At 56.4% G+C, this 14228-nt stretch carries 14 protein-coding genes and 1 tRNA gene; 9 read left to right on the top strand and 6 right to left on the bottom strand.

The genetic code is table 11. The features are described from left to right. Positions 1-117: 117 nt before the first annotated feature. From ACN0WX_RS07820 to fabD, 3 genes are all read right to left on the bottom strand, one after another. Positions 118-354 carry an acyl carrier protein gene (locus ACN0WX_RS07820; RefSeq protein WP_089132491.1) on the bottom strand — a complete coding sequence of 79 codons (237 nt, stop codon included), beginning with the start codon at positions 352-354 and terminating at the stop codon, positions 118-120. A gap of 116 nt (positions 355-470) precedes the next feature. Beyond that, positions 471-1214: a 3-oxoacyl-[acyl-carrier-protein] reductase gene (fabG, locus tag ACN0WX_RS07815; protein ID WP_417621725.1), complete on the bottom strand. Its 744-nt coding sequence runs from the start codon at positions 1212-1214 to the stop codon at positions 471-473. 49 nt (positions 1215-1263) lie between these two features. Then, positions 1264-2199, bottom strand: a complete 936-nt coding sequence (gene fabD / locus ACN0WX_RS07810) for an ACP S-malonyltransferase (RefSeq protein ID WP_417621724.1) — start codon at positions 2197-2199, stop codon at positions 1264-1266. 120 nt (positions 2200-2319) lie between these two features. Between fabD and ACN0WX_RS07805 the strand changes: the two genes are divergently transcribed. The 9 genes from ACN0WX_RS07805 (at position 2320) to ACN0WX_RS07765 (ending at position 10588) form a co-directional block, all read left to right on the top strand. Beyond that, entirely contained in the window at positions 2320-3723 is a 1404-nt protein-coding gene (locus tag ACN0WX_RS07805; RefSeq protein WP_417621723.1) for a phosphotransferase family protein, read from the top strand. Next, positions 3720-4997: an acyl-CoA dehydrogenase family protein gene (locus tag ACN0WX_RS07800; RefSeq protein ID WP_417621722.1), complete on the top strand. Its 1278-nt coding sequence runs from the start codon at positions 3720-3722 to the stop codon at positions 4995-4997. Before ACN0WX_RS07805 ends, ACN0WX_RS07800 begins: the two co-directional genes overlap by 4 nt. A gap of 76 nt (positions 4998-5073) precedes the next feature. Then, positions 5074-6174: a helix-turn-helix transcriptional regulator gene (locus ACN0WX_RS07795; protein ID WP_417621721.1), complete on the top strand. Its 1101-nt coding sequence runs from the start codon at positions 5074-5076 to the stop codon at positions 6172-6174. A 197-nt stretch (positions 6175-6371) separates the two neighbouring features. Then, a complete protein-coding gene (locus ACN0WX_RS07790; protein ID WP_417621720.1) occupies positions 6372-7253 on the top strand; it encodes an SH3 domain-containing protein in 882 nt (293 codons plus the stop codon). Between the two features lie 300 nt (positions 7254-7553). Then, the gene (gene rpsF / locus ACN0WX_RS07785) at positions 7554-7910 is read left to right on the top strand and encodes a 30S ribosomal protein S6 (protein ID WP_417621719.1); all 357 of its coding nucleotides are present in this window, start codon (positions 7554-7556) and stop codon (positions 7908-7910) included. 20 nt (positions 7911-7930) lie between these two features. Next, the gene (gene rpsR / locus ACN0WX_RS07780) at positions 7931-8155 is read left to right on the top strand and encodes a 30S ribosomal protein S18 (protein ID WP_067199291.1); all 225 of its coding nucleotides are present in this window, start codon (positions 7931-7933) and stop codon (positions 8153-8155) included. A gap of 10 nt (positions 8156-8165) precedes the next feature. Continuing rightward, on the top strand, positions 8166-8798 hold the full coding sequence (gene rplI / locus ACN0WX_RS07775; protein WP_417621718.1) for a 50S ribosomal protein L9: 633 nt from the start codon (positions 8166-8168) through the stop codon (positions 8796-8798). An 87-nt stretch (positions 8799-8885) separates the two neighbouring features. Further along, complete coding sequence (locus ACN0WX_RS07770) at positions 8886-9932, top strand: hypothetical protein (RefSeq protein ID WP_417621717.1); 1047 nt, start codon at positions 8886-8888, stop codon at positions 9930-9932. Beyond that, positions 9932-10588, top strand: coding sequence for a Fe2+-dependent dioxygenase (locus ACN0WX_RS07765; protein WP_417621716.1), 657 nt, complete (start codon positions 9932-9934; stop codon positions 10586-10588). Before ACN0WX_RS07770 ends, ACN0WX_RS07765 begins: the two co-directional genes overlap by 1 nt. Positions 10589-10601: 13 nt before the next feature. Here the strand turns inward: ACN0WX_RS07765 and folE are convergent, their stop codons facing one another. From folE to ppdK, 3 genes are all read right to left on the bottom strand, one after another. Beyond that, on the bottom strand, positions 10602-11222 hold the full coding sequence (gene folE, locus ACN0WX_RS07760; protein WP_417621715.1) for a GTP cyclohydrolase I FolE: 621 nt from the start codon (positions 11220-11222) through the stop codon (positions 10602-10604). Between the two features lie 100 nt (positions 11223-11322). Continuing rightward, positions 11323-11399 (bottom strand) — tRNA-Arg (locus tag ACN0WX_RS07755). 52 nt (positions 11400-11451) lie between these two features. Then, the gene (ppdK, locus tag ACN0WX_RS07750; protein WP_417621714.1) at positions 11452-14130 is read right to left on the bottom strand and encodes a pyruvate, phosphate dikinase; all 2679 of its coding nucleotides are present in this window, start codon (positions 14128-14130) and stop codon (positions 11452-11454) included. Between the last annotated feature and the right edge of the window lie 98 nt (positions 14131-14228).

The raw sequence follows: 14228 nt of genomic DNA, 5'->3' as shown, positions 1-14228 counted from the left end.
ATCAAAAGCGGCCACCGGTTCAGGAAAAAATCCCCGGGCCGGCGAGCCGCTTTGCTGTTTTTCAGCGTTCATTGGCCCCGAGGCGCGCCCTTTTTCCTGGCCGCACCCCAAAATCAATTAACCCTTGTTTTTGTCGATGAAGTCGATCGCGTCTTTAACCGTACCGATTTTTTCGGCTGCATCATCTGGAATTTCGACGCTGAATTCTTCTTCAAACGCCATGACCAGCTCCACAATGTCGAGGCTGTCAGCGCCCAGATCATCGATGAAAGCAGCTTCTTCGGTTACTTTGTCGGCTTCAACACCCAAATGCTCAACAACAATCTTTTTTACGCGGTCTGCAGTCTCACTCATGAGAGGTCCCTTTTTGTTAGGATTGAATTTCCATTTCGTCCTAGTGCGGTGTCGCGCGGCTTGCAAGTGTCCGTGAAGTCGAAAACGCACTGTAAATCATGTTTTTGGCGAAAGCCCTAGGAAATCATCGCCATTCCGCCATTCACATGGAGGGTCTGGCCGGTGACATAGGAGGCTTCCTGACTGGCCAGATAGACCACAGCGGCACCAATGTCGTTACCGCTGCCCATTTTTCCTGCGGGAATTTTGCGGTTAATATCGTCCTTCTGAGCGTCGGTCAGCGCGTCGGTCATGGGTGATTCAATAAAACCCGGCGCGACACAATTAACGGTAATGCCGCGTGATGCCAGCTCCTGTGCCAAGGCTTTGGACATGCCAACGAGACCGGCCTTGGACGCAACATAGTTGGCTTGCCCCGGATTACCGGTTGCACCGACCACGGAGGTGATGGAGATAATCCGCCCATGACGGGCCTTCATCATCGGGCGCGCCGCCGCCCGGGCAAGGCGGAAGGCTGACTCCAGATTGACACGAATCACATTGGACCAGTCGTCATCGGACATACGCATAATCAAACCGTCGCGGGTAATTCCGGCATTATTGACCAATATGTCCAGTTTGCCGAGTTTCGCTACCGTATCCGGGACCAGGGCGTCGACTTCCTCGGGGTTGGAAAGATCGCACGGCATGATGATATGACCAGACCCGGCCAATTGGGGTATCAATTCCGTCAGGCTGAGCTTGCGCGTTCCGGAAAGCGCGATTGTCGCTCCCTGTGCGGCAAGCGACTTGGCAATCGCGGAACCGATGCCTCCCGACGCGCCGGTTACCAGAGCGGTCATTCCGGTTAAGTCAAACATTCCAAATTCCTTCAAAATTACAGATAGTCGCGTTCGAATGATTCGGGCGCTACACGCTCTTCAAAAATGCCTCAATGTCATCCAGCGAGACAAGGCTGACGGTTTCGGCATCGGGCGCAATCCGTCCGACCATTCCGGTCAGAACCTTGCCGCCAAACTCGACAAATTGTTCAACCCCGGCTTCCGCCATATTCCCGACCGATTCCCGCCAGCGCACCGTTCCGGTCACTTGCCGAACCAGCAGGTCACGAATTTCATCCACGTCGGAAACAGCTTCTGCAGTGACATTGGCAAAAACAGGAACAACAGGTGACAGGATCGTCGCTTCCGCCAGCGCTTCTTCCATCGCTTCGGCTGCTGGTGCCATCAGCGAACAGTGGAACGGCGCCGATACCGGCAGCAAAATGCCGCGTTTGATGCCATGTTCTTTCGCGGACGCAATGGCGCGCTCAATCGCGCCTGTATGACCGGAGATCACCACCTGGGTAGGATCATTATCATTGGCGACTGTGCAGATTTCGCCCTGCGCCGACGCATTTGCCAGCGCAGACGCCTTTTTGATATCAGCGCCGAGCAAAGCCGCCATAGCGCCCTCGCCCACCGGCACTGCTTTCTGCATCGACTGGCCGCGCAATTTCAGCAATTCTGCGGTTGTTGTCAGGTTCAGGGCCCCGGCAGCACAGAGCGCGCTATACTCGCCCAGACTGTGGCCTGCGGCATAGGAACATAGATCGGCGAGTGATTTTCCACCGTCTTTTTCCATCACACGCAATGTTGCTATGGCATTGGCCATGATCGCCGGTTGGGCATTTTCGGTCAGGGTCAACTCATCCGAGGGGCCCTCGCACATTAATTGGAACAGATTCTGCTCCAGCGCGTGATCAACTTCTTCGAAGACTTCCCGTGCAGTGCTGCTGGCTTCGGCAAGCGCCTTGCCCATGCCAACGGCCTGGCTACCCTGTCCCGGAAAAATAAATGCACGCATGATGACCCCCAAATCTCTAATCTGGAAAGCGAATTAGGCACGATTGAGCAGTCATGCAAGCACCGCGCACTTTCGGTAAAATCATTTGCGCAATTTTAATCGTCTGATTAAACCATCAATATGAGGGATGAGGCGTTTCTGGAAAAGCTGGCCGTCTATTGCGCCGCAACTTTTGGTGCAAACGCTACTCTTGCCGATGTACGAAGACTGTCGGGCGGCGCCAGCATGGAGAGCTGGGCCTTTGCTTACGGGGACGAAGAATTTGTCCTGCGCCGTCTGCCCGCCGGTCTTTCCGCGGACGATGACGGCTTGCGCGGCGTACCGCTGGCGACTCAGGCGGATATTATCGAACTCGCGCGCAAGTCCGGGGTTACTGCGCCACAGATTCGGGGGCGGCTGAGCCCCGAGGATGGCCTGGGTGAAGGCTTCATCATGAGCAAGGCGGATGGCGAAACCCTGCCGCATAAAATCCTCGGCAACCCGGATTTCACCGAAGCGGAAAATAATCTGACCAAACAATGTGCCCGCGAACTGGCTTCCATCCACCGGATACCAGTAGACGCCCTGACCGGTTCCCTTGAATATTTTTCGCCCGGCGAACTGATCCGCCTGCAAAAAAACAAATATGACGAGATCGGCGGCCGAATTCCGATTTATGAATATGCTTTCCACTGGTTGAACCGGAATGCACCGGACGCCAGCGACAAATATCTCGTGCACGGCGACTTTCGGATGGGTAATTTGATGATCGATCCCGCCGGCCTTACCGCCGTGCTCGACTGGGAACTGGCCCGGATTGGCGACCCGGTACAGGATCTTGCCTATATGTGCACGCCAAGCTGGCGATTTGGTCATTATGACAAGGTTGCAGGCGGCTTCGACAATGAAGAATCCTTTCTCCAGGCCTATGCAAAGGCAAGCGGCACCGATGTTGATCGGGAGCGTTTTCTTTTCTGGCTGATCTATTCCACACTCTGGTGGGGCGTCGCCTGCATGGTAATGGGACAAATCTGGCGCGGCCATGGCGATCGCTCGCTGGAACGCACGGTGATAGGCCGGCGCGTTTCCGAGGTCGAGATTGATCTGGCCTTGTTATTCGAGGATATTCTGCCCGACGAGCTCCGCACCCCGCTGGATTGGTCGGTGCCCGAAGAAACAGTGGTTGCGGGCGAGACCAGCTATGGTGAACTCCTGACCGCTCTGGGTGAATGGAATAACGAGCAGGTCAGGCCCGGCCTCAAGGGCCACGACAAGTTCCAGTCGCGCGTTGCAGGCAATGCGCTCGGGATTGCGCAGCGACAGGCAGAATGGGGTCCCGGCTTCCGGGATGCCGCTCGGGATCGACTGGCTGCCATCGGTTGTGATCATGGCCAGCTCTGCAATGGTCTTGCAAAGGGGGAAATCACGATCTCAATGCCCGGAGTATGGGATCATCTGCGATTTTCCGCACTGGAGCGTCTGTCAATCGACCAACCCAAATATGCCGGCCTGAAGGTCGCACTCAGCAAATGGAGCCCATCATGACCAGTTTCGAAATCCCGCAGGAAATTGAAGATTATCTTGATGTGCTCGATGCTTTCATCGAGGCCGAGATCAAGCCCCTCGAACAGCGCGACGACAATATCCGCTTTTTCGATCACCGGCGGGAAGATGCCCGTACCAACTGGGACAATCAGGGCCTCCCGACCGAGCAATGGGAAGCCTTGCTGGGGGAAATGCGGCAGGTGGCGGATGCAGCTGGTCACTATCGCTACGCTTTGCCCAAGGAATTTGGCGGTCAGGATGGCAGCAATCTGGGCATGGCACGAATCCGGGAACATCTCGCACACAAGGGACTGGGCCTGCACAATGATCTGCAGAATGAAAATTCCATCGTCGGCAATCTGGTACAACCGCTCATGCTGCGGGACTTTGGCAGCGAACAGCAAAAACGCGACTATATTCCCGAGATGCTGGCCGGGCGGATGGGCTGGTGCTTTGGCCTGACCGAGGAAGACCATGGCTCGGATGCGACCTGGATGGACACGACCGCGGTCCGGGAAACCCGCGACGGCGTCGACGGCTGGCTGATCAACGGCAACAAGATGTGGACCACCGGCCTGCACAAGGCATCGCACGTCATGACCTTTGCCCGACACAGCGGCAAGGACGGTGATGCGCGGGGCATTGGCTGCTTCATCGTCCCAGTCGATGCCGAAGGCTTCGAGATTGGCGAATATATGTGGACATTCAACATGCCCACGGATCACCCCAAATGTTCCTACAAGAACGTCTGGATTCCGGCGGATGCCGTGCTTGGCGATCTCGATATGGGTCTCGCCTGCGCCCAGCATTTCGTTCATGAAAACCGTATCCGCCAAGCCGCTTCCTCATTGGGCGCGGCCCAATATTGCATCGATGAGTCAGTGAAATATGCCGGAGAACGCAAGCCGTTCGGCAAGCCGCTGGCGGTGAATCAGGGCATCCAGTTCCCGTTGGTCGAACTACATACTGAAGCGGCCATGCTGCGCCAGCTGATTTACGCCACGGCCGCAAAAATGGACACGATGCCGAAACCCGATGTTGCCAAATATCTCTCCGCCCAGGTCAGCATGTGCAACTATCGCGCAAACCGGCTATGCTGCGATGCCGCCGACCGCGCGATGCAGGTCCATGGCGGCATGGGCTATTCCCGCCACAAGCCGTTCGAGCATATCTACCGCCATCACCGGCGCTACCGGATCACCGAAGGCGCCGAGGAAATCCAGATGCGGAAAATTGGCGGGGATATGTTTGGATTTTTGGGACGCAGGAAGTAGGTTGCGGATAGTCGACTATTTGATTGATTCTTGAATTCCCGATCAGATCATTTTGAACAGACAGGCAGTTCGGACAATGCAGGCAGAATTAATTGACCGTATTTATGAATGTTCCGTCGTTCCGGAACTTTGGCCCGACGTGCTGGATGAACTGGCGCTGATAACCAACTCCATTGGCGGCATGCTATTTTCCGCCCGCAAGGCAGTGAATTGGACAGCATCCGAAAATGTGTTCGAAGCCTTTGAGACTTATGTCCGGGACGGCTGGCTGGGTAAATGTCCTCGCCGGATGTGCATGATGGAAAAATCCCAGCCAACATTTTTTGTCGAGCAGGATTTCTGGAACGCAGAGGAGCTCGCCAGCAATCCCTTTTACCGGGACTTTTTTCATCCGCGCGGTCTGGGCTGGTCCGCGGGAACGCTTTTACAGATGCCGACCGGAGACAATATCGTCTTCAGCATCGAACGTCAGCTGGACCAGGGGCCGATTGAACGAAATCACGTCAACCGGCTGAATGAACTGCGCCCCCATCTGTTGCGCAGTGCCTTCGTATCGGCAAGGCTGGGCCTGCAACGCGCGCAGGGTGCTGGCGAAACGCTTTCCCGATTTGGTCTGCCCGCTCTGGTTCTCAACGCAGAAGGCAAGTTTGTCGAAGCCAATGATCGCGCACAGACCGTCAGCGAACATGTAAAATTCAACGAATCCGGGCGGCCCGTCGCCTTTTCGGATCGCCGCGCCGCAGCCTTTCTGACCGACGCGCTGGAAAAACTGGATGGCGTTTCCACCGCTGACAGCCTTTCCTTTCCGATCCGCAACGAAGATGGCTATGCCGCACTTGTGGGCCATGTCATGCCGATAAAACTGGCGGCGCATGATGTTTTCGCCAACAGCTATGCGCTGCTATTCTTTACCCCACTCGACCAGACGCGCGCGCCCTCGAAAGAATTGATGAGAAGCCTGTTTGATATGACGGTTGCAGAAACCCGCATCGCCAAGGGTCTAGTGAAGGGTCGGACGCTGAAGGAACTCGCCGAAGAAGGCGAGGTTTCCATCACAACCGTGCGATCACAATTCAGCAGTATTCTGGAAAAAACAGGATGCAGCCGTCAGGCAGAACTGGTCGGATTGCTCGCCAATATCGCAATCGGCCAAAGCGACGAGACGCGGGCGGACTGACCCCCGTTCCGAAGCGAGCAAGGTATAGTGCGCTGCCAGCACCCTCTCGCTATGATCAAAATATTTGCCGTTTTTCATTCATTTGAACGATGAAACACCTTTTCCCTCCGAGCATAAGCAGTCCCAGGGTTCCTTAAAGGGGAACCATGTTTCTTAACTTGAAAAACTGTTTCATCCTCAGAGGGAGCAAGAATATCATGATCAGGAAAACAACTGTTTCAACGTCTGCGATCATCCTTGCCACGCTGATCACAGCGGGCTCGCCTGTCCACGCCGCGAAAAAATCTCCGGTGCAGCTAACGCAATGTGATGCCAGCTACGGCACGATCGCCGTGGTCGACGGGGACACCCAGGGCTGGAGCAAGTTCGGGCTCGGCAGCCCACGCGAACTGGTCGCCGCAATCGCGCGGGAATCCGGATGTTTTGAGATACATAGCGCTGCAAGCGGGAAACCGGCCAATTTCCTCGTCAACGTGATTGCCGGTGACAAGGAAGAAGTTGACCAGGGAATCCAGACGGCAAAAGGCGTCGCACAGGAAGCCTTCCTCCGTTCGGGTGCTGCCGGACAGGTTCTGGGCCGGGTGCCCGGTGCCGGTGCACTGATGGGCATGTTTGGCGGGCTTGGCGGCAAGAAGAAAATCGTTGCGGCCGGCATTCGCATCGTCAGCCCCGCCAACGGCCAGACTCTGGTGTCGGGCACCGGACAGGTGAAAAAATCGACTCTGTCCTTTGCTGGCGGCACCCCATGGGTGGCGGGTGCGGACGCTGCGGGTTACGCTCGCTCCAAGAATGGCAAGATGCTGACCGAAGCATTCATCATCGCCTATAATAGCGTGGTTTCCCAAGCGGGGGCCTTGTCTGCGGTTCCGCCGGCAACTCCTGCATCCGAGGCAAGCGCAACTTACACGGTCGCTGTCGATACGAACCTTTATGCCAGTGCCGATGGCAAAGGTGAAACGGTACGCGCATTGCGCGCAGAGACAGAGTTAAGCCCAACTGGCAACAAAGAAGGGTTGTTTGTGGAAGTCAGCGACAATTACGGCACCAAGGGATGGGTTTCGGTGGAAGACTTGCGGTAATTGCGACCCGATCGCAAGCCGTCCATCGGTTCGAAGGGCGCTGTCTGTCAGGCCAGCGCCCTTTTTGCTGTCAGACCGCATCTTCCGACCGGACGGATCAGAGACATTTCTGCTTTGTAGCGCTTGCTCCGCGATATAATCTTGGGTGCCACTTCCCCTTGCAATCGCCACCAGTTTCCGCCATAGGCGCCGCTTCCGCGTGTTTTGACCCGTCGAATCATCGGAAAAACAAAGAAAGCCGGAGGGGCGTGTCTGCATGGTGCGGCGTCAGCGATCGGCGGTAAATGAAGGAATGAATACATGCCAATGTATGAGCATGTCTTCCTTGCGCGGCAGGATTTGAGCCAGTCTCAGGTTGATGCCCTCGCGCAGGAAGCCACCAAAATTGTTGAATCCAATGAAGGCAAGGTCGTTTTGACCGAAACCTGGGGCCTGCGGACGCTCGCCTACAAGATTCAGAAAAACCGCAAAGCCCATTATGTCATGCTGCGTCTCGATGCACCGGGCAATGTGGTTTCAGAACTCGAACGCCAGACCAGGATCAACGAAGATGTCATCCGTTTCCTGACCATCCGCGTCGACGAGCATGAAGAAGGCCCGTCCGTGATGATGCGCAAACCCGAACGCGAGCGCAAACCGCGCCGCGACGACAATTAAGCCAGAGAAGGAGTTAAAACATGGGACGTCCATTTTTCCGTCGCCGCAAAAGCTGCCCCTTTTCCGGCAAAAACGCAAAACCCATCGACTATAAAGACGTGAAGACGCTGCAGGGATTTATTTCCGAACGCGGCAAGATCGTACCAAGTCGTATCACCGCAGTGTCCGCCAAGAAGCAACGCGAGCTCTCCAGAGCCATCAAACGCGCCCGCCATCTCGGCCTTCTGCCCTACCTCGTGAAATAGGAGCGAAACAATGGATATTATTTTGCTCGAACGAGTCGAAAATCTCGGAAGCATTGGTGATATTGTCACCGTCAAAAACGGCTATGCCCGCAATTTTCTGCTGCCGAACAAGAAAGCCCTGCGCGCCAACGAGGCGAACAAGAAGGTTTTCGAAGCCAATCGTCAGCAGATCGAAGCCGACAATGAAGCAAAGCGCAAGGAAGCGGAAGCCGCTTCCGGCAATGTCGATGGCAAGCAGATCGTTCTGATCCGTGCATCGTCTGCCAGCGGTCAGCTTTATGGTTCGGTTTCTGTCCGCGATATTGTGGAAGCGCTGAACGCCGACGGGGCCCAGGTCGAAAAAAGCATGGTCATTCTGGAAAAACCGATCAAAACGCTCGGTGTTTTCGATGTTCGCATTCGCCTGCATCCGGAAGTCAATGTCACCATTCAGGCCAATGTGGCCCGTTCGGACGATGAAGCCGACCTGCAGAAAGATGGCATCGACGTGATCGCCCAGATGTTCGAAGAAGAACAGGCTGAGCTTGCTGCCGCAGCGCTATCGCCAGAGAGCGAAGACGAAGGCGAAGCCACGGACGAAGCGGCTGGTGAAGCGGAAGCTACTGAAATAACAGAGCAGGACGATACCGAAACCAAGGAATAGTCCTATTCTGCGCTATATTTCGAAAGCCCGGATCTGGCCTGTCGGAAGACAGCATACCAGTTCCGGGCTTTTTCATGGGAGCTGTGGGTGAGCAACGATTGGCAATCCATCTTTGCCCAAGATCCGACGCTCTTTCCGCATTTGGCGGATCTGCAAAAGGATCAGGTACTGCTGTCGACCATGAGCGAGACAGCCTATCAGCAAGCGAGCTTTCTCGATCAGCGCCTGTTTGCGCCCGATCTACAGCGCCAGATCGTGTCATGGGCGGAAATAGCTTCCATATCTCTGCCAGTGCGCCCGAAGCCGCAGTATATTTTTCATGTCGGGCATGTCGGATCCACTCTGATGTCACGATTGCTAGGCGAACTAGACGGTGTTTTCGCGCTCCGTGAACCAGCAATTTTGAGGCAGATCGCAGAACTGCGGATCAATCAGCCCGACACTATCAATTGGTCAAGCGACGAGCAGGCCAAGCGGCTTGGCCAAGTGGAAAGCTGGTTGTCGCGCGTATTTCACGCCCATCAACAGGTGATGATCAAGGCAAGCAGTTTTGTCAGCCCCCTCGCCACGCCGTTGCTGGCCAACAAAGGCACTGCACTATTCCTGTTTGCCTCCCTCGAACGTTATCTGCAAACCATATTGGCGGGTGATGCTTCAAAACAGGAGGCCGCCGCCCTAGCCGATCTCAGGCTGCTTCGGCTTGAACGGCACTGTGGCGACGCTGTCGACCAGAAAGACAATCTGTCGCTTGCCCAGACTGCCGCGCTTGGCTGGCTGTGCGAGATGGTGACGTTGTACGACGCTGAAGCTGGTTGTCCCGATGCACGTATCGTGTGGATGGACTTCGACGATTTTCTCCGCCAGCCCGCCGAGCAATTGCGGATCGCGGCCAATCACTTCGAACGGGAGCTTTCACCGGAAATGTCACAAGCCTTGATCTCCGGCCCGATCATGAGCAGCTATTCCAAGGCACCGGAATATGATTATAGCGCATCGCTGCGGGAAGAACTTCTGGCCGAAGCGGCACAAATTCATGCTGCCGATATCAGGCAGACACTGCTATGGGTCGATCAATTGGCGGCCCGCTTTCCAATAGTGGCCGCCGCGATGGCAACAGCGGAAACGAGACGATAATGTTCAAGCAACTCAGCTTACTGGATCAGAGCCAGGTCAGCGAACTGAAAAAAATTGCGGATACGGCACAATTTGTCGACGGCAAGATCAGCAATCCACATAGCAAAGTGAAGAATAATCTGCAGTTGCACGATGTCGAGGGATATAAGAAATCATCACAAATTCTGCTCGACGCGCTAATGGCCAATCGCGAATTTGTCGACTTCGCCTTTCCAGAGAAGGTCGCTCCGCCGCTGATCACACGTTACAAGCCGGGTATGAACTATGGCCTACACGCAGACAGCGCGATCATTCCCCTGCCCGATGGCCCGATTCGCTCAGACCTGAGCTGTACCATATTCCTGAGCGACGTGAATGACAGCAAGGGCGGCGCGCTTCACGTAACCCAGGGAGAGGCCAGCATGCGGTTCAAGGGTCTGCCGGGAACTGCCATTGTCTACCCGTCCTACACGCTTCACGAGGTCGAGCCGGTGACTCAGGGTGAGCGCATGGTGGCGATCACTTTCATCCAGAGCAAGATTCCGGATGTGATGAAACGCCATCTGCTTTATGAACTCAACGAAGTGGCAGCTCTGGAAGGCCTAAACATGGCACAAGAAAATTATGCCCGTCTCCAGGCCGTCCAGTATAATCTGATGCGCAAATGGATGCGCTGAGCATCCAGGCCGCTCAATAGCCCATCAGGCTCATGACTTCCTCGCGGCTGCGGGCGTCTTCCAGAAAACAGCCGAGCAGGCGACTGGTGGTCATCTTCACCCCGGGTGTGCGCACACCACGGGCGGTCATGCAGCTGTGGCTGGCCTCGATTACCACTGCCACGCCGGCGGGTTTCAGATTGTCCCAGATACATTCCGCCACTTCGGCAGTCAGCCGTTCCTGCACCTGCAGACGCCGCGAGTAGCCGTGAAGGACGCGGGCCAGTTTGGAAATGCCGACGACCTTGTCAGTCGGCATATAGGCGATGCTTGCCTTGCCGATAATCGGTGCCATATGGTGCTCGCAATGCGAATGGAACGGAATGTCTTTCAGCAGCACCAGCTCGTCATAGCCGCCGACTTCCTCAAACGTGCGCGCCAGATGCATGGCGGGGTTTTCAGCATAGCCCTCGCAATATTCCTTCCAGGCCCGCGCCACCCGCTTCGGGGTATCGACCAGCCCTTCACGCTCGGGGTCATCACCGGCCCAGCGTAACAGCGTTCTCACCGCATCCTGCACCTCGTCGGGCACAGTAATCTTCTGGGCTTCGCGCTCGGCAAGCGCATCTTCGATGGATTGGGATTGATCAGCCAAGTCAGGTCCTTCGGTTCATAGGGTGCAATGCCGACGGACTACGCGAGCCATCGGCCCTGCGCAAGTGCACCGGAGTATACGGTCTGACAAAAGAGGAAAATGGCGCGCCCAGGAAGATTCGAACTCCCGACCTCTTGATTCGTAGTCAAGCACTCTATCCAGCTGAGCTATGGGCGCTAACCAGACGGTGCAGATAGGGGGTGAATGGCCCTCTGGCAACCCATAATTGCTATTTTTCCGACAGCGCCGCTTGCGCCGCCGCCAGCCTTGCAATTGGCACGCGATATGGAGATGCACTGACATAATCGAGCCCGGTTTTTTCGCAGAAAGCGATCGATGCAGGATCGCCGCCATGTTCTCCGCAAATGCCCAGTTTAATACCGGGCCGGGTTGCCCTGCCCCGCTGCGCCGCGATTTCGATGAGCTGGCCGACGCCTTCGATATCGAGACTGACAAACGGATCGCGCGGAAAAATGCCCTTGTCGACATATTGGGTCAGAAAGCGCCCGGCATCGTCACGGGAGACGCCCAAGGTGGTCTGGGTCAGATCATTGGTGCCGAAGCTGAAAAACTCGCCATGTTCGGCGATCTTGTCGGCCATCAGTGCGGCGCGCGGCAATTCGATCATCGTGCCGACCAGATATTCAATCTCGCGGCTCTTTTCGGCGAAGACTTCTTTCGCCATGCGGTCGACCGCATCCTTCATCAATTCCAGTTCGCGCGCAGTCGCAACCAGCGGGATCATGATTTCGGGAATCGGCGCTTCGCCGCTGGCTTCGGCCACTTCACAGGCCGCTTCGAAGATCGCCCGTGCCTGCATTTCGTAGATTTCGGGATAAGTAACCCCGAGACGGCAACCGCGATGGCCAAGCATCGGGTTGAATTCGTGCAATTCATTGGCCCGCTGTTTCAGCGTGTCCACGCCAACATCGGCTGCTTTCGCGACTTCCTCGAATTCCGACTGCTGATGCGGCAGAAATTCGTGCAGCGGCGGATCAAGCAGACGGATGGTAACAGGCAAGCCAACCATGACTTCGAATATCTGCCGGAAATCATCGCGTTGCTCGGGTAGCAGCTTGGCCAGCGCCAAGCGCCGACCCGCTTCGTCGGATGCAAGAATCATCTGGCGTACCGCCGTGATCCGGCTGGCATCGAAGAACATATGTTCGGTCCGGCACAGGCCGATGCCCTCGGCGCCGAAATCACGGGCCACCTGACAGTCAAGCGGTGTTTCCGCATTGGTACGGACGCCCAGACGGCGCACCTTGTCGGCCCAGGTCATCAGCACACCGAAATCACCCACCAGTTCCGGCTGGATGGTGGCAACACGGCCGGCCATGACCTGCCCGTTGCTGCCGTCGATGGTCAGCAAATCGCCTTCCCTGAGCTCGCGATCACCAACCTTCATGACTCTGGTTTCATTGTTGATCGAGATCGTGCCTGCACCGGAAACACAAGGCCTGCCCATGCCTCTGGCAACCACCGCCGCATGTGACGTCATGCCGCCACGGGCGGTCAATATGCCCTTGGCCGCGTGCATGCCGTGAATATCCTCGGGTGAGGTTTCGACCCGGACCAATATGACATCATCGCCCATTTCGGTGCGCCGTTCCGCCGTATCGCTGTCAAAGACAATCAGACCGCTGGCGGCCCCTGGAGACGCTGGCAATCCGGAAGTCAGCACATCGCGCTTGGCATCGGGGTCAAGCGTCGGGTGGAGCAGCTGGTCGAGGGCCATCGGATCGACGCGCAAGACCGCTTCTTCTTCGGTGATCAGCCCGTCATTTGCCATATCGACGGCAATTTTCAGCGCTGCCTTGGCAGTGCGTTTGCCCGAGCGGGTCTGCAGCATCCACAATTTGCCGCGCTCGACGGTAAATTCAATATCCTGCATATCGCGATAATGGCGCTCAAGCAGGTCGAAGACATCGGTCAGCTCCTTGTAGGTGTCGGGCATTGCCTCTTCCATCGACAAGGGTTTGGCATTGGCCTCTTCACGCGCGGCCTTGCTGAGATATTGCGGCGTGCGGATGCCGGCGACGACATCCTCGCCCTGGGCGTTGATCAGCCATTCGCCATAATAAACACCGTCGCCGTTCGACGGATTGCGGGTGAAGGCGACGCCGGTCGCGCTGGTTTCCCCCATATTGCCGAAAACCATGGCCTGGACATTGACCGCAGTGCCCCATTCACCAGGAATATCGTTGAGCCGACGGTAAACCTTGGCCCGCTCGGCCTGCCAGCTGCCAAAGACGGCGCTGACAGCGCCCCACAGCTGGTCGTTGACATCCTGCGGAAAGGGCTTGCCCCACTGGTCCTGGACCAGGGCCTTATATTCGGCGACCAGCGCCTTCCAATGCTTTGATTCCATCTCCGTATCTGTAAAGAAGCCATTGTCTTCCTTGGCTATTTCCAATGCCTCTTCAAAGGAATCATGGTCCAGCTCGAGCACGACATCGGAATACATCTGGATGAACCGGCGATAGCTGTCCCAGGCGAAGCGTTCGTCGCCGGAAGTTTTGGCAAGGCCTTCCACCGTTTCGTCATTGAGGCCCAGATTGAGCACCGTGTCCATCATGCCGGGCATCGAGGCGCGGGCGCCGGAACGCACCGACACCAGCAACGGATCGGCGGCATCGCCGAATTTCTTGCCCGTCACGGTCTCGATATGCGCAACGCCCTGCGCGACCTCGGCGGTCAGACTGTCGGGATAGATACCGCCATCGGCGTAATATTTTGTGCACATCTCCGTCGAGATGGTGAAACCGGGGGGGACTGGCAGTCCGATATTGGCCATTTCGGCAAGATTAGCCCCTTTACCACCGAGCAGGTTACGGGCCTCTGTGGAGTCACCGGGCGCACCATCTGCGTCCATGCCGCCACCGAAACGATATACATATTGGGTCATTTATCTGCCTCATCACTGTCTAACCCCGCCCTTTTACAGGAGGGGAAGGGGTGGTTTATGAGGAGGCTGGCTCGATGCCAGTCTCCAAATTTTGCGAG

Source organism: Parasphingorhabdus sp. (assembly GCF_048269915.1).
In the GTDB taxonomy this organism is placed as follows: Bacteria; Pseudomonadota; Alphaproteobacteria; order Sphingomonadales; family Sphingomonadaceae; genus Parasphingorhabdus.
The sequence above is the reverse complement of the archived record's forward strand: the minus strand, read 5'-3'. Positions and strand labels throughout refer to the sequence as shown.